This is a genomic window from Spongiibacter sp. C9W (genome assembly GCF_057370015.1).
The window spans coordinates 2773579-2793355 of the sequence record NZ_CM170672.1; the positions used below are offsets into that span (position 1 = coordinate 2773579).

At 57.2% G+C, this 19777-nt stretch carries 21 protein-coding genes; 19 read left to right on the forward strand and 2 right to left on the reverse strand.

The annotated features are described in order from the left end of the window. The first annotated feature begins 26 nt into the window (after window positions 1–26). The 15 genes from AC2Q8J_RS13150 (at window position 27) to AC2Q8J_RS13220 (ending at window position 13623) form a co-directional block, all read left to right on the forward strand. Window positions 27–233 carry a cold-shock protein gene (locus AC2Q8J_RS13150; protein ID WP_168448358.1) on the forward strand — a complete coding sequence of 69 codons (207 nt, stop codon included), beginning with the start codon at window positions 27–29 and terminating at the stop codon, window positions 231–233. Window positions 234–394: 161 nt separating this feature from the next. Further along, the gene (gene dbpA, locus AC2Q8J_RS13155) at window positions 395–1780 is read left to right on the forward strand and encodes an ATP-dependent RNA helicase DbpA (RefSeq protein WP_424144825.1); all 1386 of its coding nucleotides are present in this window, start codon (window positions 395–397) and stop codon (window positions 1778–1780) included. Next, a complete protein-coding gene (locus tag AC2Q8J_RS13160; protein WP_424144826.1) occupies window positions 1780–2079 on the forward strand; it encodes a hypothetical protein in 300 nt (99 codons plus the stop codon). Before dbpA ends, AC2Q8J_RS13160 begins: the two co-directional genes overlap by 1 nt. Before the next feature lie 66 nt (window positions 2080–2145). After that, window positions 2146–2835, forward strand: a complete 690-nt coding sequence (locus AC2Q8J_RS13165; protein ID WP_424144827.1) for a YoaK family protein — start codon at window positions 2146–2148, stop codon at window positions 2833–2835. After that, window positions 2828–3205, forward strand: a complete 378-nt coding sequence (locus AC2Q8J_RS13170) for a nuclear transport factor 2 family protein (protein ID WP_286694637.1) — start codon at window positions 2828–2830, stop codon at window positions 3203–3205. Before AC2Q8J_RS13165 ends, AC2Q8J_RS13170 begins: the two co-directional genes overlap by 8 nt. After that, window positions 3205–4287, forward strand: a complete 1083-nt coding sequence (locus tag AC2Q8J_RS13175; protein ID WP_424144828.1) for an endonuclease/exonuclease/phosphatase family protein — start codon at window positions 3205–3207, stop codon at window positions 4285–4287. The genes AC2Q8J_RS13170 and AC2Q8J_RS13175 overlap by 1 nt, the downstream gene beginning before the upstream one ends. Before the next feature lie 134 nt (window positions 4288–4421). Beyond that, window positions 4422–5051 (forward strand): class I SAM-dependent DNA methyltransferase, encoded by a 630-nt coding sequence (locus AC2Q8J_RS13180; protein WP_204996290.1) that lies wholly within the window; start codon window positions 4422–4424, stop codon window positions 5049–5051. 30 nt (window positions 5052–5081) lie between these two features. Beyond that, the gene (locus tag AC2Q8J_RS13185; RefSeq protein WP_424144829.1) at window positions 5082–6227 is read left to right on the forward strand and encodes a hypothetical protein; all 1146 of its coding nucleotides are present in this window, start codon (window positions 5082–5084) and stop codon (window positions 6225–6227) included. Window positions 6228–6260: 33 nt separating this feature from the next. Continuing rightward, window positions 6261–6656: a hypothetical protein gene (locus tag AC2Q8J_RS13190; protein ID WP_424144830.1), complete on the forward strand. Its 396-nt coding sequence runs from the start codon at window positions 6261–6263 to the stop codon at window positions 6654–6656. A gap of 90 nt (window positions 6657–6746) precedes the next feature. Next, on the forward strand, window positions 6747–7484 hold the full coding sequence (locus AC2Q8J_RS13195; protein WP_424144831.1) for a sulfite exporter TauE/SafE family protein: 738 nt from the start codon (window positions 6747–6749) through the stop codon (window positions 7482–7484). 75 nt (window positions 7485–7559) lie between these two features. Beyond that, window positions 7560–8741, forward strand: a complete 1182-nt coding sequence (locus AC2Q8J_RS13200) for an acetyl-CoA C-acyltransferase (protein WP_424144832.1) — start codon at window positions 7560–7562, stop codon at window positions 8739–8741. A gap of 48 nt (window positions 8742–8789) precedes the next feature. Continuing rightward, window positions 8790–9221, forward strand: coding sequence for a group II truncated hemoglobin (locus tag AC2Q8J_RS13205; RefSeq protein WP_204996295.1), 432 nt, complete (start codon window positions 8790–8792; stop codon window positions 9219–9221). 54 nt (window positions 9222–9275) lie between these two features. Then, window positions 9276–10322: a hypothetical protein gene (locus AC2Q8J_RS13210; RefSeq protein ID WP_424144833.1), complete on the forward strand. Its 1047-nt coding sequence runs from the start codon at window positions 9276–9278 to the stop codon at window positions 10320–10322. A 69-nt stretch (window positions 10323–10391) separates the two neighbouring features. After that, a complete protein-coding gene (locus AC2Q8J_RS13215; protein WP_424144834.1) occupies window positions 10392–12476 on the forward strand; it encodes a TonB-dependent siderophore receptor in 2085 nt (694 codons plus the stop codon). Between the two features lies 1 nt (window position 12477). Continuing rightward, window positions 12478–13623: a PepSY-associated TM helix domain-containing protein gene (locus tag AC2Q8J_RS13220; protein ID WP_424144835.1), complete on the forward strand. Its 1146-nt coding sequence runs from the start codon at window positions 12478–12480 to the stop codon at window positions 13621–13623. Here the strand turns inward: AC2Q8J_RS13220 and AC2Q8J_RS13225 are convergent. Further along, the gene (locus AC2Q8J_RS13225; RefSeq protein WP_424144836.1) at window positions 13620–14930 is read right to left on the reverse strand and encodes a DEAD/DEAH box helicase; all 1311 of its coding nucleotides are present in this window, start codon (window positions 14928–14930) and stop codon (window positions 13620–13622) included. The two genes, AC2Q8J_RS13220 and AC2Q8J_RS13225, sit on opposite strands and share 4 nt — an antisense overlap. Before the next feature lie 248 nt (window positions 14931–15178). On the opposite strand from AC2Q8J_RS13225, the gene AC2Q8J_RS13230 reads away from it, so the two are divergent. After that, window positions 15179–16765, forward strand: a complete 1587-nt coding sequence (locus tag AC2Q8J_RS13230; protein ID WP_424144837.1) for a peptide chain release factor 3 — start codon at window positions 15179–15181, stop codon at window positions 16763–16765. On the opposite strand, the gene AC2Q8J_RS13235 is transcribed toward AC2Q8J_RS13230, so the two are convergent. Continuing rightward, window positions 16762–17076, reverse strand: coding sequence for a hypothetical protein (locus tag AC2Q8J_RS13235; protein ID WP_286694623.1), 315 nt, complete (start codon window positions 17074–17076; stop codon window positions 16762–16764). The genes AC2Q8J_RS13230 and AC2Q8J_RS13235 overlap by 4 nt on opposite strands. 376 nt (window positions 17077–17452) lie before the next feature. On the opposite strand from AC2Q8J_RS13235, the gene AC2Q8J_RS13240 reads away from it, so the two are divergent. From AC2Q8J_RS13240 to AC2Q8J_RS13250, 3 genes are all read left to right on the forward strand, one after another. Then, window positions 17453–17911: a hypothetical protein gene (locus tag AC2Q8J_RS13240; protein WP_424144838.1), complete on the forward strand. Its 459-nt coding sequence runs from the start codon at window positions 17453–17455 to the stop codon at window positions 17909–17911. Between the two features lie 102 nt (window positions 17912–18013). Further along, complete coding sequence (gene rsuA, locus AC2Q8J_RS13245; RefSeq protein WP_374973859.1) at window positions 18014–18736, forward strand: 16S rRNA pseudouridine(516) synthase RsuA; 723 nt, start codon at window positions 18014–18016, stop codon at window positions 18734–18736. Further along, on the forward strand, window positions 18729–19772 hold the full coding sequence (locus tag AC2Q8J_RS13250; RefSeq protein ID WP_424144840.1) for a class I SAM-dependent methyltransferase: 1044 nt from the start codon (window positions 18729–18731) through the stop codon (window positions 19770–19772). The genes rsuA and AC2Q8J_RS13250 overlap by 8 nt, the downstream gene beginning before the upstream one ends. Window positions 19773–19777: the final 5 nt, after the last annotated feature.

Sequence of the window (19777 nt, forward strand, 5' to 3'; positions counted from 1 at the left end):
TATTTTTGAAAACTCAGGATAGAAATATGTCTACAGTTACTGGCACAGTAAAATGGTTCAACGAAACTAAAGGCTTCGGCTTCATCGAGCAAGAAAATGGCCCAGACGTGTTCGCACACTTCAGCGCTATCTCTGGCAGCGGCTTCAAAACTCTGGTTGAAGGCCAGCGTGTAGAATTCTCTGTAAGCCAAGGTCAAAAAGGCCCACAGGCTGACAACATCGTTGTACTGTAATGATGTGATCCGTTAGTCGGATCAGCATTACTCGGCTACGGCCGAATAACGAGAAGGGGCAGAACCGCGAGGTTCTGCCCTTTTGCTTTTGGGCTTTTAAAACACGGCTGAACTGGCATCATAGCCCTATACCCGCCAGCTCAATATACATAGGTACCACCTTGAATCACTACGATTTCGCCAGCCTGTCGCTCAAAAGTGGGCTGCGCAATAACCTTTCCTCTTTGGGCTATCAGCAAATGACTGCGGTACAGGCTGGCGCCCTGCCGCGCATTCTCGACGGCGTGGACCTGATCGCTCAGGCCAAAACCGGCTCAGGCAAAACGGTGGCCTTTGGTTTGGGGGTGTTGCAGAAGCTGGAGGTCAAACGCTTTGCGGTGCAGTCATTGGTGCTGTGCCCAACCCGTGAGTTGGCCGACCAGGTGGCGAGAGAGCTGCGCAAGTTGGCGCGGGGCGTGCACAATGTGAAGGTGCTGACCCTGTGTGGTGGCATGCCCTTTGGGCCGCAGGTCGGCTCGCTGGAGCACGGCGCGCATATTATTGTGGGGACGCCGGGAAGGGTAGAGGAGCACCTGCGCAAGGGCAATCTTAAGCTCGACGCGCTCTCCATGCTGGTTCTGGACGAGGCCGATCGCATGCTGGAAATGGGCTTTCAGGCGACGCTGGACGCCGTCGTGGAAAAAATGCCTAAGCAGCGTCAGACCCTGTTGTTCAGTGCAACATACCCGGATGAGATCCGCGCAATTTCCACGCGGGTGATGAACCAGCCTGAATTGCTGCAAATTAAAGAGCAGCACAGCGCAACGACAATCGCGCAGAGTTTTTATTACGTCAATGACAATGCCGAGCGAGTAGAGGCAGTGCTTCGCTTACTGCTTGAACACCGCCCCGACTCCGCGGTGGTGTTTTGCAACACGCGGCGCGATACCGAAGAGGTGGCGGCGCGACTGCGCGAGGCCAATCTGAAGGTCATTGCACTGCACGGCGAGTTGGACCAACGCGCCCGTGACCAGGCCTTGGTGTGTTTTGCCAATAAGAGTGTGTCGGTGTTGGTGGCCACCGACGTGGCCGCGCGAGGCCTGGATATTGAAGAGCTGGATATGGTGATCAATTACCACATCGCCCGCGATCCCGAGGTTCACACTCACCGGATTGGTCGAACAGGTCGGGCCGGTGCAAAGGGGCGCGCCTGTAGCTTGTTTGGCGATCGCGAGCGCCAGAAAATTGAGCGGCTCGAAGCGCAGAGTCAGGCGGCGATCCGCCCCGAGCCCCTGCCCAGTGCCGCCGTATTGAGTGCCCCGGGCTATAAACCGGCGATGGTTTGCCTACAATTGGACTCCGGCAAAAAGCAGAAAATTCGCCCGGGTGACATCCTTGGAGCACTCACTCGTGAAGACGGTGTTGCCGGCAAAGAAGTGGGTAAAATTCATATCTTTGATAACTGTGCCTACGTTGCCGTGCGCAGACATGTCGCCGACCAAGCATTGCGCACGCTGACGGCCGGTAAGCTGAAAGGCCGCAGTGTACGGGTGCGCAAGATTCGCTGATGGCCGCTGGGTGGCACTGCTTGAATTTAGGCGATGCGCTGCTGGCGGAGCCGCAGCACACCGCTCTGGTAACTGACTTTCAGCGCCGCTACTCGGCGTCTGCCACGCCGCGGGTTTTGATAACCAGGCACGAGTCAGAGGGGCGCTTGCACTGTGAGGTACTGGTGTATTTTTCGCCCGGTTGCGAGGCACTGGTCGCGGCTTGGCAAGCGAGGCCCTGCCGAGCGCCCGGTGGCAGTGAGCTGAGTTATAGCACGGGTGCCGGTAGCGAATGGCAACGTGCGTTTCCACTGGCGTAGCGTCAATTTCGCAAACCGTCCTGCAACGGTTCCACGGGTTTGTCCGACAGACAAAGGGAGCTAGCGTTGATTCATTCACTGCCGCGTTGGTTGGAGCTGGGCGCCTTTACCTTGGCGCTGCTGGCCGGCATCGTTAATGCGGTGGGCCTGCTAGGTTTTGCCCACCAGTCGGTTTCTCACCTGTCCGGCACCGCTACGCTGCTGGGCGCTGGCCTATTGAGCGATACCGGGGCCTGGCATTTATTGGCAATTCTGCTGAGCTTTCTATTGGGCGCCGCAATTTCCGGGTATTTGAACCGCAGCGAAACCCTGAGCCTGGGACGCCATTACGACACGTTGCTCGTGATAGAGGGGGCACTGTTGTTGATAGCGATCGCGTTTCTTCAGCGTGAGCAGGGCGCCGGGCACTACTTTGCGTCGGCGGCCTGTGGCCTACAAAATGCCATGGCGACCCGGTACAGCGGGGCTGTGGTTCGCACCACCCATGTGACCGGCTTGTTCACTGACCTCGGGATAATGATCGGCGCCGCGCTGCGGGGCGAGCACTTTGACCGCCGCAAAGCCAGCCTGTTTATGCTGATCATTTTGGGTTTTACCGGCGGCGGCAGTGCCGGGGCCTGGCTCTATGCCGGGCTTGGCTTCTTCGCTTTGACGATACCCGCTGTGCTATGTTTTTTGCTGGCGCTGGCCTACCGTATAACACTGTTGCGTGCGGCGAGTACCCCTATAGGCACAGAGGCGACGCGGGATGAGTAAAGCGATTATTGAAGACTATTTTCGCACTTATAATTCAGAATCCCCCGATGCACTGAGGGATTTTTATCACCCTGATATTGTGTTGCATACCGCCGATGGGGCACTGCGTGGGCCTGACGCGATTCTAGCGGTGTACAAACACATTATCGCCCAGTTCTACGACCACATGACGCCTGAACATATTGCCTGCCAGGGCGACGAATACGTCGTTGATATTCGCGACCGCTTCACTGCCAAGGTGGCGGTGGCAGACTTTATGGGTCACTCATTTGCCGAGGGCGAGAGCCTGGAGTTGTTGTTGCACGCGCGCTATCGCCTGCGAGAGGGCCGCATTGTCAGTGCCGATATTCGCATGGCCGAGGAATCGTAATGGGCGCGGTAATTGTAGTATTGAGCTTGGTTTGCGTGGTGGCCTCGCTATTGCCGGCCCTGCCCAAGCAGCAGTGGTGGGTACGCGCGTTTGATTTCCCGCGCATGCAAATTGCTCTGCTGGCCAGCGCCTTGGTGGCAGCGCAATATCTGCTATTAGATAGCAATCAGGAGTGGGTGCAGGCGATGGTGGGGGTGACCGCAGCCTGCGCCGTCTATCAGTGGTGGTGGATCATTCCCTACACGCCGTTTTATCCCAAGGAGGTGCCAGATGCACCGGCTGAAACACGGCTACCCACGCTGCGCCTGTTAACGGCGAATGTGCTTACCCCCAATCGCAACGCTGAGGCATTTTTGTCGCTGGTGCGGGAGACGCGCCCCGATGTGCTCGTGACCCTGGAAAGTGATGCGTGGTGGCAAAACGCCCTGGCGGAGCTGGATGTCGACTACCCCCACAGCGTTAAATGTCCTCAGGATAATTTATACGGTATGCACTTGTATTCGCGCTGGCCGCTGCTCGATAGCCACGTTGAATTTTTGGTCGAAGAGGATGTGCCGTCGATACATGTGTTGCTGCAAATGCCAGGCGGACCGCGGCTGCGCTTACACTGCCTGCACCCTGCACCACCGAGCCCGACAGAAAATGACGAATCGGCGGAGCGCGATGCCGAGCTGATGGTGGTTGCCAAGAAGCTGGATGCCTGCCGCGAGCCAGTGGTGGTATGCGGCGACCTGAATGATGTGGCCTGGTCGCGAACAACGCGCTTGTTCCGCAAGAAAAGCGGCCTGCTGGACCCCCGGGTTGGGCGCGGGATGTTCAATACCTTCCACGCGAAATATCCGGGCATGCGCTGGCCCTTGGATCACGTGTTTCACAGCAGCCACTTTGCTGTTGCCGGGATTGACCGACTGCCGGCCTTTGGCTCCGACCACTTCGCCTTGTACACCGAGCTGGTATTGGTGGCTGAGCAGCATCGCGCAGATGCCGGTTTGGACGCCGACGCCGATACCGACAGCGAGGTGGATGCCTTGATAGCCCAGCAAGATGTGGGTGTTGACGATGTACCCACACCGAGAGCGTAGGGCGCGTTCGCGGATTGAATGGGATTTTTGCAAAGTGGCGCAGATATTAAAGCGGAACTTTATTTTATGCTGGGCCTCTACGTTAAGGTGAGCTTCACTGCCTGTTGATACCGGCCCACAGCAAGGACGAATCCATGACGCCGCAGGAACTTGGCGCAACCTACGACTACATTGCCCCGCTTTATCAGCGCGATATGCTGCATTCTGACTACGGACTGAGTGCCCTGCGGCGCGCGATACGTTATTGCCCGATTGTGGGCGACGCACTGGATGTCGGTTGCGGCGTGGGAGGGCGGATGATTGACGCCCTTCAGCAAGCGGGCTTTACGCCTGAGGGCATCGATGTTTCGGCGGGGATGTTGAGTCTGGCGCAACAGGCGCATCCGGGGCTGGGATTCTGTCGCGCCGACATTTGCCAATGGCAGAGCCAGCGGCGCTTCGCACTGATTCTGGCCTGGGACAGCCTTTTTCACCTCCCGCTCAACGAGCACGAGCCAGTGCTGAGAAAGCTGTGTCGACTACTCGATGACAACGGCGTGCTGATATACAGCTTCGGCGACGCCGAGGGCAGCCACATCGACCAGTGGCACGGTCGCGATTTTCACTACAGCTCTATCGGTATTTCGGAAAATCTCCGCGTGCTAATGAGCGAGGGGCTGACCATCCTCCACTGCGAGCGCGATCAGCACCCGCAATCCCATGTCTATGTGATCGCTCACAAGCGCCAAAAAGACGAGGGCGCCAGCGCGCAGCGTCTGCTTTAATCACGCTTTTATCGACAAGAGACTGTGCGAATGAAAGCCCTTCTTCTCTGCCTTGGCGTGCTGGTGGCTGCTGAGTTTGCGGTGGCAGAGCCTGCGCCGCAGACCCATATTGGCCGCTACAATATCCTCGACGCCGATATTCACTACCGCAATCCGAATACCGGGGTGGCACTAGGCCAGAGCGAGACGCGGGAGCTGGTCATCCGCCTTTATAACACCCGGGCGGTGAATCACGCTGATATCGTTGAGCAGCTCGCCCTGCAGAGTGATGTGAATCGCGGCGAGGGCTTTGCCAGCGCCAATCCCTATTATCCTCGCGCGGAGGGGGTCTCGATAGCGTTGCCCAAACCGCGCAGTGTCGTTCGCGACGGCAAAACGGTTCACAACCCGGAGGGTTACGCTGATATTGCTGAAGGCTACGAGTTGGAAAATGGCCGTCCCAATTACTTCCAGCAACAGCGCGTCAGCCAGTGGTTCAGCGACGTGAGTCACGGCAAGGCTGTGGCGCAGGAGGTGTGTGCGGTAAAGTTTACCGATGCAGCCCAGCAGCGCTATGAGCTGAAAACCTTCGCCAATGGCGAGGCAGCTAAACAAGCGGGCTGGACCATTACGCATCAGTACCACTGCGGCACGTGCTCGACGCTACAAGATCTAGCGGCTTACATGGGCATTCCCGATCAAACGACACCGGTGCGCGCCTGTACCAAGAAGGGGCGAGGGCAGCTCAGCAAGCTGGACGACGTTAAGCAGTGCATTATCGAGGAAGTGGGCTTCACAGAAATGTGTGCGGAAAGCTGGGCGTACAACGGCATTCATACAGGCGCCGAATGTGCTCTGGACTGTATGCGCAGTTACGGGCGCGATGCCTGGTTGTCGCCGCTGTTGCGCGGCGTTTTCAATACCATGGTGAAAGGCGAATTTAGTGCCTGCCCCGCGGATGTGGAGAGCGACGACCCAGCCTTGCGGGCCATCCTTCAGGCCAATGGCTGCCCGCTGGAGAATGAAAAAACCGGTAAGCTCAATGCCTGCTTGTGGTGTGACGAAAAAACCTCCGGCCCCGGGTTTAAGTACACCGCTGCGCGGACGCGGCGTGGCTCGGGCTTGCCCTCGGCCATTCCCCGTCCCAATGATCGCTTATTTTACGAGGCTGATCACAGTGCGTATTTCAATGACTGAGCAGCCTGCGATTAGTGTTTGTGGAGAGAAAACATGATGCCCATTATGCTGGGGATCGCGCTTGCGGTGGTGATTGCGGCATCTGCACGCTGGATGCAGTTTGACCGGGATAGAAGCTTTTACCCCACCGTGTTAATTGTGATCGCCAGTTACTACCTTTTGTTTGCCTGTATGGCTGGGCAAGCTGTTTTTGAGGAGGCGCTTGTCGCGCTGGCGTTTACCGCAGCGGCCTTGCTTGCCGCGTTTTACTGGCCGCTGGGGGTGGGCGTTGGCATCGCGTTGCACGGCATATTCGATATCCTCCACGACGGCCTTATCGACAACCCCGGTGTACCGATCTGGTGGCCAGCCTTTTGCGCAGCGGTGGATCTTACCTTGGGCGCTTGGCTGGTGGTCTATTCGCTTAGGGCGCCGCAGAGTCGTCAATAACCGCCGGGGTATTACAGCCGCGATTACCGGGCGCCGATCGCTGGCTGATTTGCATCTTCAGATTTCACTGAGCGGTACGGGAGGTTTTGCGTGGAGCTACTGCTAATTGTCTCCGCTGGATTTGTCGGTGGGGCGATGAATGCACTGGCGGGCGGCGGCAGTTTTGTCACCTTACCGGCACTGGTGTTTGCCGGATTGCCGCCGGTAATGGCGAATGCCACGGGTACAGCGGCGTTGCTGCCCGGCTATATCATGAGCGCCTGGCGCTTTCGTCGCGATATTCATGCGCCTGCAGGCCTGTCTTGGTCACGTCTGTTAGGGATTAGCCTACTGGGTGGCAGCCTTGGCGCGGCGCTGTTAACGGTCGGCGACCCGCAGTGGTTCGCGCGCCTGGCGCCCTGGTTGATACTGCTGGCAACCATGCTGTTCGCACTGGCCCCTTCATTACTGGCTTCCGTCCGCGAGGTTAGGCGACCTCTGGCCCTTAGCAGTGTGTTTGTGGTGTGTCTCTATGGCGGCTATTTCAATGGTGGTTTGGGCATTATTTTGTTGGCGGCCCTGGGCTTACTCGGGCAGCGCAATCTGCACAGCATGAACGGGGTGAAAAATGTGTTGTCCGCGGTGCTAACTGCTATTGCGGTGTTGGTGTATGCGGCGGGTGACATGGTGGCGTGGGCGTCTTTCCTGCCGATGGCGCTGGCCGCTATTGTTGGCGGGTATACGGGTGCCGCGTTGGCCTATCGTATTCCAGCGTCGTGGTTACGCGGCGGTATTGTGGTGGTGGGGCTGGTGATGGCAGCGGTCTTCTTTCTTCGTTTGCCTGCGTAAGATTTATTACTTGCATTGTGATACCTTTTTCCTGCCCGCCCGTGAGCGGTGAACCGAGAGGAATAAGGAGCAGAAATGGACGCGTACCTATACGACTGTTTGCGCAGCCCGCGAGCCAAGGCCAAAGCCGAGCAGGGGAGTTTGGCGACGATGCCGCCACACGAGATGGTTAGGCAGTTGTTGTCGGCCATGGAAGGGCGTCACCCGGGCGTGCGAGAGTCGGCTCAGCAGCTGCTGCTGGGCTGTGTCGGTCAAGTGTCCAGTCAGGGGGGTAATATTGCCCTGGTCAGCAAAATGGCCGCAGGGCTTAGCGACAGTGCAGCCGCTTACACGCTGAATAACTACTGCGTATCGGGTCTCACGGCCATTAGCCAGGCGGTGCTGGCAGTACAGGCTGGCATGAGTCATATGAGCCTGGCGGGCGGCGTCGAGAATCTAAGCCAGGTACCTTTTATGGCCGACCGCGCCAGCTATTACAGTGACGCTAGTCTGCCGCGCAAGGGACGATTCATTCCTGTTCCGGTGGCCGCTGACCTGTTGGCCAGTCAGTTTGATGTGACGGTTGAACAACTCAATGCACAGGCATTGCGCTCCCACCAGCGAGCGGCGGCTGCGCAGCAACAGGCGGCGTTCAATGCGTCGCTGGTGGCGATGACGTCGGCCGACGGCAGTGTGCTGGCAGATCGCGACGAAGCGATTCAGGCGCAGCTTTCTGCTGAAAGCCTGGCGGCGATGCCACCGGCCTTTGCCGACTTTGCCAAGCCCTATGCTGAGACGCTGCATGGCCGCGCATTGGACGCGCGACACAGTTTTGCGCATATGCCGCCCATGGTGGATGGTGCTGCGGTGGCGTTGATCGGCCCTGCGAGTTTGCCGTTGCAAAGCGCGCCGCGGGCCCGCTTCATTGCACTGTCAGAGTACTGCGGCAGTCCTGAGGAGTCCCTGACGGGCGGCTTTGCGGCGATGGAGCAGGTGCTGAGTCGTGCGGGTTTATCGCTGGACGATATCGATGTTATCGAGATGATGGAGGCCTTTGCCGTTGTGCCGGCGCTGTTTGAGCAACGTTATCGCGTTGACCCCAGTAAAGTGAATATTGCTGGCGGCCACCTGGCAAAAGGGCACCCAATGGGCGCCACCGGTGCGGTACTATTGTCGTGTTTGGTGGATGCGTTGGAACAGCGCGATGGCCGCCTGGGGATGGTCGTTGCAACCGGCGCCTCGGGTATTGGCGCCGCTGTCATCATAGAGCGACTGTGACGATAACGGTGACTGAGCGCGCGGCGGCGATGATATTGAGGGGCGAGTGTGAGTCTTAAATTGGCATTTGGCGAGGGCGATGCGTCCTACAAAGCGGCGGGGGAGCTGGCGGGCATTACTGCGCTGGTCGATGATTTTTACGCCGTTATGGACACCGAACCCCATGCGGCGGTAATCCGTGCCATGCACCCTGACGACCTGTCCTCTTCGCGCCAGCGCTTGAGTTATTTTCTGTCGGGCTGGTTGGGCGGGCCGCGCCTGTATCGTGAGCACTTCGGTGCGATCAGTATTCCCGATATCCACAAGCATTTGCGAATCGGGTCAGAAGAGCGAGACCAATGGCTGTGGTGCATGCAGCGCGCACTGGATCGGCAGGACTACCCGCCGGAGTTCAAAGAATATTTGCTCGCCCAGCTCAGTATTCCTGCTGAGCGGGTTCGCCAGCGCAGCCAACTAGAGCACGCCGCCAAATCGGGTTGAATCCTAGCGGCCTTGGTCGGTCACAGTATTGATCTCGCCAAAAAGGATGCCGCGATGAGTGAGCCAGAAGAATCCGCGAAGAGCCGTCACAGCCGCCAACAGAGTAGCCGCCTGGAAGAGCAGTTACTGCTGTTGTGGGATCTGTTGGTGATATTGTTAGTGTCGGCCAACCTGCTGCTGATTGTCTTCGATAGCCTGTTTATTTTCGCACCGTTGAACCAGTTTTTAGCTGACGTGTTGCCTGCTTTTCATCAGCGCTATACCGATCAGGTGCATGCAAATTTCCAAATTATCGACTTACTTTTTGTGGCGGTGTTTGTCTTCGACGTCGTTTTGGGCTGGGGCTTGGCAGCGTGGGAGCGCCGCTATGAGCGCTGGTGGTTTTATCCCTTCGTTCACTGGTACGACGTGCTGGGTTGCATACCCCTGGCGGGCTTTCGCTGGCTGAGAATTTTGCGGGTGTTTTCGATATTGTTCCGCCTGCAGCGTCTGGGCCTGATCCATGTTCAGCAGTGGCCCGCCTACGGCATTGTGATGCGTTACTACCGCATTTTGATTGAAGAGCTCTCGGACCGTATTGTCGACAATGTGCTCTCCGGCGTTCAGTCTGAACTGCGCAGTGGTGCGTCGGAGCTACCTGACCAAATTTTGCAGAAGGTCATTGCGCCGCGTCGGGAGCCGTTGTCATCGGCGCTGGCCGAGCGCATCGGTACAACGGCAAATACCGTTTACGGGCAGCGCCGCCAGGATATTCATCGTTACGTTACCGAACTTGTGCGGCGCACTCTTGCGCACAATGCGGCGGCGCAGCGCCTGGATCGGTTGCCGGGCGTCGGCGATGCCATTATCGAGGCACTGGAGAGTATTCTGGTCAGCGCCAGTTGCGACACCATTGATGAGTTATTTGGCTACGGCGACAACAACGCGGCACTGGGTGGAGAACTACTGGAGAGCTTGGTGCGCAGTGTTATCGATGACCTCGTTGATGAGCGCCGCGCCAGACCGCGAGATTTCGGCCCCGCGCTTGATGAGGTGGTCAGTCTGTTGCGCGCCCAGGTGCGACGCAAACGTTGGTTGGAGGACGATGGTCGCAATCAATAATAGAGTTGATAATCAATATCATTTGCAATAGCATGCTGCGCTCTTTCGTTAGATCATGGAGCGTGCAGTATGTCGTCTTGGCGGATTTACACCGGGCCACTGGCCCTGAGCCTTATTTTTAGCCCCCCTATTTTTGCCAATGACCACTTGGAAACCGTCGAGGTATACGGCCAGCGCGATGCCGCGCAGTACGGCCTTAGTGATGGCGAAACGGCTACCCGCCTGGGGTTGTCGGTATTGGAAACCCCCCAATCGCTAAGTGCGATCAGCCGTTCGCAACTCGATGATTTCGCTCTGCACAACCTCAATGATGCGCTGGCCAATCAGGCGACGGTTCAGGTACAAAGTATTGAGACCGATCGTACCTACTACACGGCTCGCGGCTTCGATATCACCAATTTTCAGCGCGACGGCATTGGCTTGCCGCTCAGCTCGGGTAGTGTGTATGGCAGTGTCGACTCGGCGCTCTTCGAACGTATCGACGTGCTGCGCGGTGCCAATGGCTTGATGTCGGGGGCCGGTAATCCCTCGGCCACGATCAACTTAATTCGCAAGCGCCCCAGTGATGACCTCGCGCTCTCGGTGGCCGCGACGCTGGGTTCATGGAACACACGGCGTTTAGAATTGGATGCCGGTGGGGCACTGGCGGGCAATACCCGAGGCCGTTTAGTGGCGGCCATTGAAAAAGGCGAGTCGCATTTAGATCGCTACGAAACCTACAATCGCGTTATCTACGGGGTGATTGAACAGGACTTCGCCAGTGCCGGTCGCTTAACCGCGGGCCTCACCATTGAAGACCGCCAGGCAGACAGTCCGCTTTGGGGGGCGCTGCCGATGAACTACAGCGATGGCAGCCAGACAGACTACGACGTGTCGACAAGTACCTCGGCAGATTGGGCATACTGGGATAATCGCAACCGCAGTGCCTTTGTCGAATGGTCGGTGCCGGTTGCCGAAGACTGGCAGTTTAAATCGGTGTATCAATACGACGACACCGATAGCGATAGCCACCTGTTTTATATGTATAACTTGCCGGACCGGGCGTCTGAGTCTGGCATGATCGGGTATGCCAGCGAATACACGCTGGATGATCGCCGCCAACAGCTTGATGCCTACTTGCAAGGGCGTTACACGCTGTGGGGGCGTGAACACGACGCTGTTTTCGGCGTTAACTATGCGCAGAGCAATATTGAAGATGTTTCCCTATATGACTACACCAATGGCTTCCCCGCGATAGGCGATTTTTCGCAGTGGCGGGGACGCGCGCCGACGCCGAATTTTGTCGATGGCCGCACCGGCAGCGACTGGCAGGATGTTCAGCAGGCGGCTTACGCGGCGAGCCGTATTCGACTGAGCGAGCAGTTAAGCTTTATTGGTGGCGCCCGGGTGTTGGACTGGCGCAGCAAGGGCGACAGTTACGGGAAGTCGAAGGCGACGCGGGCCAGCGGCAAGATACTGCCCTACAGCGGTGTGGTGTATGAATATGCCGATAATCACAGTGCCTACCTGAGCTATACCGAAACGTTCATGCCCCAGCGCGACCTGGATCGCAATGATGACCGTTTAGACCCCGCCGAAGGGAGCAATACGGAACTGGGCTTAAAGTCGGCCTTCTTTGACCAGCGCCTAACCGTTGCTGTGGCGCTATTCCAAGCCAAGCACCAGCACGTTGCCGAGTCGGATGGTTTTGACACAACGCTGGGGCGGAACGTCTATGTTGGTCGCGACTATCAAAGCGAAGGTCTGGAACTGGATGTCTACGGCCAGATCACTGAGGGCCTGTCGGCGAATGTCAGCCTTACCCAACTGCGTATAGAGGATGAAGAGGGCGATACGGCCCGGCGCTTTGTGCCTAAGCGTATTCTTGCTGCGGCGCTGAGCTATCAATTGCCCTGGGCGTCGAAATGGAAGGTGGGTAGTTCCGTGCGATGGCAGGATGATACCCGCCGGGATACCAAAGATGGAATGCGTGTGGAGCAGGAGGCGTATTCCGTTGTGAATGCCTTTGTCAGCTATCAGTATGATGAAACGCTGAGCATCGCCATCAATGGCAATAACCTCGGTGATGAAAAATACCTGAACAGCCTCTATTGGGACCAGGCGTTCTATGCCGCGCCTCGCAACGCGTCGCTGACGGTGCGTTGGAACTACTGACATGAATAAGTGGCTGTTCAAATGGCACAGCTGGTTGGCGCTGGCCGCTTGCCTACCCTTGGTCATTATCTGTGCGACCGGCAGTGTCCTCGTGTTCAAGCACGAAATTGACCGCCTGCTGATGCCCGAAAAGGTGCGGGTTGAGGTGGCTGGGCCGCGGCAGTCTCTGGGTGCATTGCAAACGGTGCTGCACCAAGGTTTGCCGAATCATGAAATCGTCGGTTGGACGCTGTTTGATGACCCCCAGCGTGCCGATCAGGTGTATGTGATTGCGCACGGCAGCCGAGACTGGCTGTATACCTTGGTAGATCCCTATCGCGGTGAAATATTGGCGCCAGCGGTGGCCACCGATCACTACCTCAGTGACTGGTTGCTGGAGTTGCACTACACCCTGTTGTTGGACGATGCCGGCATTATTGTGAGTGCGGTGGTGGCGGTCGTGCTGTGCCTGCTTGGTATTAGCGGCCTGATTCTGCATCGCAGGTTTTGGAAAAATCTGTTCACCTTGCGCCGCCACGGTCGGCGCATCGTCTACTACAGCGACCTGCACAAGTTGAGTGGTGCGCTGGCATCGCCGGTGTTGTTGGTGCTCGGTATTACCGGAGGCTATTGGAATATCGCGCACAGTATCGAGGAATACCAAGAGCATGCCGATGGCCACGAGCATCCGATAGTTGAAGGGCCGATGTACAGTCGCGCCCTGTCGCTGGATGCCTTGCTTGCCAAGAGTCAGTCGCAGTTGCCCGGCTTTACGGCCCGCTATTTATCCCTGCCCTGGGAGCCCGGTCGGGCGATCCGTTTCTGGGGTGACGTTGGCTCGGCCAATCCTCTGCTGAGTGAATACGCGAGCAGCGTCGGTTTCAATGCCGACACGGGTGAAGTTTTAGCGGCGAGCGATATTCGCACTGCTGGGATGGGGGCAAAGGTATTGGACAGCTTTCGGCGCCTGCACTTTGGGAACTTCGCCGGGCTGACCAGTCGCGTGATATGGAGTGTGCTGGGGTTGGCGCCGCTACTGTTGGCCTTCACTGGCGGCTATCTGTGGTTGACGCGACGCGCCAAACGCCGCCGCGCCAGGCATAAGCGCCGCAGTAAGCAGCGCGCGGCGTCAGGCGTCTCTACCTGCGCCGCGCTCGGTCGGGATTAGCGGTTTCCATTTGCTGGTCGCGCACTGCGGTTGCCGTCAGCGGCGGGGCGGCGGCGACGCCGTCTCGCTTGCGGTGGGCGCTGTCCGTCCCGGTGCTCCGAGTGAGGTTTGCGGTTTTGCTGTGGCTTACGGCTGCGTCCAGGGCGCGCGTTCAGGCGCGATTCCGGCAATACGTGGCTTGGCTCGAAGCCTTCAATTTCTTCGCGGCGCAGCAGTTGTTTGATCAAGCGTTCAATGTCGCTGAGTTGGTCAAATTCGTCGGCGCTCACCAGTGAAACGGCCTGCCCGGCAGCTCCGGCGCGCCCCGTGCGACCGATGCGGTGCACGTAATCTTCCGGCACATTTGGCAGGTCGACATTCACAACGTAGGGCAAGTGACTAATGTCCAAACCGCGCGCAGCGATATCGGTGGCCACCAGCGCTTGAATCTTACCGCTTTTAAACTCCGCCAGCGCTTTGGTACGGGCATTCTGGCTCTTGTTGCCGTGGATCGGTGCCGAGGGAATGCCGCGTTCGTCGAGAAAACGGCTGAGTTTATTGGCGCCGTGTTTAGTGCGGGAAAACACCAGTACCTGATGCCAGCCATTCTCTTCAATTAATTTTGCCAGCAGTGCCGGTTTGCGTTTTTTATCGACCGGGCATATCCATTGTTCGACGCGTTCGGCGGTGCTGTTTGGTGGCGTTACCGACACTTCGACGGGGTTGTTAACAATGCCCTTGGCAAGCTTGCGAATATCATCAGAGAAGGTCGCGGAAAACATCAGGTTCTGACGTTTAGCGGGCAGTAGCGCCAGAATTTTTCGGATGTCGTGAATAAAGCCCATGTCCAGCATACGGTCGGCTTCATCCAGCACCAGCACTTCCAGTTCGTCAAAACGCACGGCATTTTGTTGGTACAAGTCGAGCAGGCGGCCAGGGGTCGCCACCAAAATATCAACGCCTTTGCGCAGCTTCATCATCTGCGGGTTGATTTTTACGCCGCCGAAAACCACCGTTGAACGCAGCGGCAGGTTCTTACCGTACTTGTGTACATTGTCGCCGATCTGGGCGGCGAGTTCGCGAGTCGGCGTTAAGATTAATGCGCGGGCCTGGTTGGATGAGGCGCGCTTGCCGGTGGAGAGCATCTCCAAAATCGGCAGGGTAAAGCCGGCGGTTTTGCCTGTGCCGGTTTGCGCGGCAGCCATCACATCACGGCCTTCTAATACGGCGGGAATGGCTTTCGCTTGGATTGGTGAGGGAGTGGTATAACCGCTATCGGTAACGGCTTCAAGAATCGGGGCCGACAGGCCCAGGGAAGTAAACTGCATAGATCGTCTCAATGGGGGAGCGGCGTTGGCGAGTGGCCGGTGCCAGTCGAGCGGGGCTCCCTGTGTTCAAAGCCGCCTGTTTTGGCGGCGGGCTAGCTTACGCGATAACGCGGGGTAGCACCAGATAAATGCCTAATATTTGAACAGTTTGGCGGCGCAATTGCTGAAAATGGTGCGGCGATGGCGTAGAATCGCCGATCTTTTTCCGGTGAGCGTGCCGGTTCTTTTCACACAGCAGAAGATAGCCCATGTCAGAGCAGTCGCTAGATCAGCAAATCGCCAAGCGTCGCACCTTTGCGATTATTTCCCACCCCGACGCCGGTAAAACCACCATCACTGAAAAGTTGATTCTGCTCGGCCAACTGATCCAGGTTGCCGGTACGGTTAAAGGTAAAAAGAACGACAAATCGGCCACCTCTGACTGGATGAGTTTGGAAAAGGAGCGCGGCATTTCCGTAACTTCATCAGTGATGCAGTTCCCTTATCGGGGCCGCATCGTCAATCTGCTGGACACCCCAGGGCACGAGGATTTCTCAGAGGATACCTACCGCACGCTGACCGCGGTGGATTCCGCGCTGATGGTGATCGATGGTGCCAAGGGTGTTGAGGACCGCACCATTAAGTTGATGAACGTGTGCCGCCTGCGAGATACGCCCATCCTCAGCTTTGTTAACAAGATGGACCGCGATATTCGCGACCCAATAGAGCTGCTCGATGAAATCGAAAGCGTGCTGGGGATCGAGGCCGCGCCAATCAACTGGCCCATCGGCATGGGAAGTGAGTTCAAGGGGGTATACAACCTCTACACCGATACCATCCATGTTTTTCAGCCTGGCAAGGGCAGTGTTATTGCTGAAGATATTCGTATCGACGGGCTCGAGAGCGACGCCGCGCGAGAACTGTTGGGCGATGAGTATGAGGATTACCTCGACGAAATCGAGCTGGTGCGCGGCGCCAGCCACGAGTTTGACCACGACGCCTATCTGGCGGGTAAGTTGACGCCGGTGTATTTCGGTACCGCGCTGTCGAATTTTGGTGTGCGGGAAATGCTGGATGGCTTTGTGGAGTGGGCGCCTGAGCCATTGAATCGCAAGACCGACCAGCGCGAAGTCGACGCCGGTGAAAAGGACTTTAGTGGCTTTGTTTTTAAAATTCAGGCCAATATGGACCCGAAACACCGCGACCGCATTGCCTTTATGCGCATCTGCTCAGGCACTTACAGCAAGGGTATGAAGATGCGCCATGTGCGCCTGGGTAAAGATGTAAAAATCGCCGATGCGGTGAGCTTTCTTGCCGGCGACCGCTCCCTGGTGCAGGAGGCGGTGTCTGGCGATATCATCGGCCTGCACAACCACGGCACTATTCAGATCGGCGATACGTTTACCGGCGGTGAAGAGCTGAAATTTACCGGCATTCCCCACTTTGCGCCTGAGCTGTTTCGCCGCATCCGGCTGCGTGATCCGATGAAGTCCAAGCAGCTGCAAAAGGGCCTTCAACAATTGTCTGAGGAAGGCTCTACCCAGGTGTTTATGCCTCAGCGCAACAGTGACATGATCGTCGGGGCAGTTGGGGTGCTGCAGTTTGATGTGGTCGCCTACCGACTCAAGGACGAATATAAAGTTGAGGCGATCTACGAGCCGATCAACGTGTATACCGCTCGCTGGGTAGATTGCGACGATCCCAAAGCCTTTGACGAGTTCAAACGCAAATGCGCCGAGAACCTCGCTATCGATGGTGGTGGCCACCTCACCTACCTTGCCCCGACAAGGGTAAACCTGTCATTGACCGAAGAGCGCCACCCGAAAGTCCGCTTCCGCGCGACCAGGGAACACTAGCGACAGGCGTCGGCGGCCTTTTGATAGGCCGCCATCAGCGACTGGCGGCCGCTCAAGCCGTTCTCGGTGCTGCGCATGGCGTTGATTTCTCCCAGGCCAATCTCTCCGCTCTCTGTCATCGCTGAAACAATGCAATTGGCTTGGCGGCGAGTCATACCGGGGGAGGCTGAAATAAATTTGCTGGCGGCAGAGTCGAAGAATCGCTTGCCGGTAAGTGGCTCGTCATTAGTATCGGCAGAATTACTGCCCGAGCAGGCCAAGAGTGAAAGGTTAACGCCGAGCGCTAATAGGTAAGGTCTGGCTAGTTGCATTGAGAACTCCTTCCTTGGTGTTCTTGTCTTCTTTTGCAATCACCCTAGTAAGATAGGGGTATTCCCAAAATTTGGCAATTGCACTTGCCGCGCAATACTCGCTTCGCCCGGTTTGTTTTCTGTGAGTCAGTGTTCATATTCCATTCAGCTAGGTGGTGTAAGCTGCGTTTGCGGTGGCGTTTTGCGCTGCCGGACAATACAGCTTGGATTTAGTTGCGGTGAATATTGCTGCTCAGGGCGCTTGAGTTCTTTGCCGCCAAATCTAGACTGTGAAAGTGGTAGATCACCCATCGACTTGGGTGAGCGCTGAAAACGACCCTAGGGTCGTGGTGCGTAACAATACGAAAAATCAAATACCAATATCTGGGGATACATTATGTCGATTAAACACTGTGTTATTGCTGCCACCGTGATGTTTAGCAGCACTGTGGCTTTGGCTGACGACGATCGCGGTTTCTTTGGGCGCTTGTTTGGCGGCTCTAGCGAAGCGAGTGTTGAGGCAAATGCCGAAGTAAATGCCAGCGCTTCAGCAGAAGAAGCGAACCAGTACGGCAAAGACAAAAGCGCTGAAATGAAGGCGAAAGCTGACGAGAAGCGTGCGGAAATGGAAGCCAAGCGCGAGGCAAAGCGCGCAGAAATGGAAGCAAAGAAAGCTGAGATGGAAGCCAAGCGCGCCGAGCGTGATGCCAAAGCTGAGCAAGAAGCCCAGGCACGTGCTGAAGCCCGAGCTGAAGCAAAAGCCGATGCAAAGGCGAAAGCGGATGATGCCAAGAAAGCGATTAAGGGCTTAGGTAATATTCGTTTGAACGCCAATGTAGAGGCGGGCGCCGAGTAAGTAGCGGCGGGTGTCTAAACTAGACGCTGCATATCGCGTTTAAGCATGTAAAATACGAAAGGGGCGCAAGCCCCTTTTTTGTGCCTGAACAGGATATATTGGGTGTCTTCCAGTAAAACCATCCGCCTAGATCGCTTTTTGGCAACGGTGACTGACTATTCTCGCAGTGATGCCAAGCGCCTAATTAAAGCCGGTGAGGTCAGTCTCGACGGCTCGCTATTGACCGATCCGCGAGCAGCGGTCGCCGAGGATGCCGATATCCGTCTGCGCGGGCAGCCACTGCGCAGTGCTCAGCCACGTTATTTTATGCTCAATAAACCGCAGGACTATGTTTGCGCAGCCCGCGATCGCAGGCATTTAACGGTGCTGGATTTGCTCGATGAAGATAATCCCGAGAAGCTGCACGTTGCCGGTCGCTTGGATATAGATACCACTGGTCTGGTGTTGCTGACTGACGATGGCAATTGGTCTCACGCCGTTACCTCGCCCAAGCAGCAGTGTTGGAAGCGATACTGGCTGCGCACGGCCGAGCCCATAGCCGAGGCGGCGATAGCAAAGTTCGCGAAAGGTATTTTCCTGAAAGACGACAAGCAGCGTACCTTACCTGCCGAGCTGGAAATTCTCGCCAGCTGCGAAGCGCGCCTGCGTATTTGCGAGGGGCGTTACCACCAGGTTAAACGCATGTTTGGCGCGCTGGGAAATGCCGTTATCGAGCTGCATCGCGAGGCGATTGGGGGTATTGAACTCGATGAAACCCTGGAAGAGGGCGAGTACCGCCCGCTAACCGCTGAGGAGCGCGCAAGCGTGATGACACCAAATGAATGATGGGCCGCTGCAACAGCTCTATGACCGCCTGCCCGAACTCGCGGGCCCGGTTTGGTGGTTTGCCGACGAACAGGTCTCGGGAGAGCTGCCGGCCGCGCGGAGTGACTGCCACGTATTTAGTAATCGCTGCGATACCGCTCAGGCGCTCTCTGCCGAGGGATTTTCCGTGTCGTTGGGCGACTTTGACGTGCCCGCAACGCTTGAGGCACCGCCGCAGACTATTGTGTACCGCGTGTCGAAAGAAAGGCCGCTGGTCAACATGTTAATCAACGTCGCGATGTCAGCGCTCCCGGTTGGGGGGCGCCTGCTGCTTAGCGGCTACAAGAATGATGGTGTGAAAGGCTACGCTGACAAAGCTGCCAAGGTATTCGATGCCTCGCGCCACATCGAAAAGTGCGACGCCGGTGCCTATGTTGCCACCCTGACCAAACAGGGTGACAGCGATGCGAGGTTGCCAGATAAAGACTACCGGCAACTGCGGCTGATCCACGAGTCGCCGGCTATGTACAGCAAGCCGGGTATCTACGGCTGGCAGAAAATCGATCGCGGCAGCGCTCTGCTAATTGAGCAACTATCCGACGTGTTGGCGTCAACGGCGCGTGCCCCCAAACGGCTGGCTGACCTTGGTTGCGGCTATGGCTATCTCAGTATTATGGCCGCCCAACAACTTCCTGACTGCCAATGGTTGATGACCGACAACAATGCCACAGCGCTACTCGCCTGCGAGAAAAATGCGAAAGTGCACGGTCTGACTGCAGACATCCAACTGGCCGATTGTGCCGATGGCCTCCGTGGGCCGGTGGATTTAGTGCTGTGTAACCCGCCGTTTCATCAGGGCTTTGCTATTGAAGGCGGTCTGATTGAGCGATTCCTAAAGGCCGCCGCGCGCTTGCTCAAGCGTAATGGCGAAGCGCTGTTTGTGGTCAACCAGTTTATTCCCCTGCCGCGCTATGCCGCAGCGCTGTTCACTGAGCATGAGCTGCTCTGCGAACAGGATGGCTTTCGGGTGTACCGCTTAAAGAAAATGGCTGACTAACCCGC

Coding starts and splice junctions, on each gene's coding strand:
- AC2Q8J_RS13150 (WP_168448358.1), top strand. CDS start 27: ATGTCTACAGTTACTGGCACAGTAAAATGGTTCAACGAAACTAAAGGC.
- AC2Q8J_RS13160 (WP_424144826.1), top strand. CDS start 1,780: ATGGCCGCTGGGTGGCACTGCTTGAATTTAGGCGATGCGCTGCTGGCG.
- AC2Q8J_RS13170 (WP_286694637.1), top strand. CDS start 2,828: ATGAGTAAAGCGATTATTGAAGACTATTTTCGCACTTATAATTCAGAA.
- AC2Q8J_RS13175 (WP_424144828.1), top strand. CDS start 3,205: ATGGGCGCGGTAATTGTAGTATTGAGCTTGGTTTGCGTGGTGGCCTCG.
- AC2Q8J_RS13180 (WP_204996290.1), top strand. CDS start 4,422: ATGACGCCGCAGGAACTTGGCGCAACCTACGACTACATTGCCCCGCTT.
- AC2Q8J_RS13185 (WP_424144829.1), top strand. CDS start 5,082: ATGAAAGCCCTTCTTCTCTGCCTTGGCGTGCTGGTGGCTGCTGAGTTT.
- AC2Q8J_RS13190 (WP_424144830.1), top strand. CDS start 6,261: ATGATGCCCATTATGCTGGGGATCGCGCTTGCGGTGGTGATTGCGGCA.
- AC2Q8J_RS13200 (WP_424144832.1), top strand. CDS start 7,560: ATGGACGCGTACCTATACGACTGTTTGCGCAGCCCGCGAGCCAAGGCC.
- AC2Q8J_RS13210 (WP_424144833.1), top strand. CDS start 9,276: ATGAGTGAGCCAGAAGAATCCGCGAAGAGCCGTCACAGCCGCCAACAG.
- AC2Q8J_RS13215 (WP_424144834.1), top strand. CDS start 10,392: ATGTCGTCTTGGCGGATTTACACCGGGCCACTGGCCCTGAGCCTTATT.
- AC2Q8J_RS13220 (WP_424144835.1), top strand. CDS start 12,478: ATGAATAAGTGGCTGTTCAAATGGCACAGCTGGTTGGCGCTGGCCGCT.
- AC2Q8J_RS13225 (WP_424144836.1), bottom strand. CDS start 14,930: ATGCAGTTTACTTCCCTGGGCCTGTCGGCCCCGATTCTTGAAGCCGTT.
- AC2Q8J_RS13230 (WP_424144837.1), top strand. CDS start 15,179: ATGTCAGAGCAGTCGCTAGATCAGCAAATCGCCAAGCGTCGCACCTTT.
- AC2Q8J_RS13235 (WP_286694623.1), bottom strand. CDS start 17,076: ATGCAACTAGCCAGACCTTACCTATTAGCGCTCGGCGTTAACCTTTCA.
- AC2Q8J_RS13240 (WP_424144838.1), top strand. CDS start 17,453: ATGTCGATTAAACACTGTGTTATTGCTGCCACCGTGATGTTTAGCAGC.
- AC2Q8J_RS13250 (WP_424144840.1), top strand. CDS start 18,729: ATGAATGATGGGCCGCTGCAACAGCTCTATGACCGCCTGCCCGAACTC.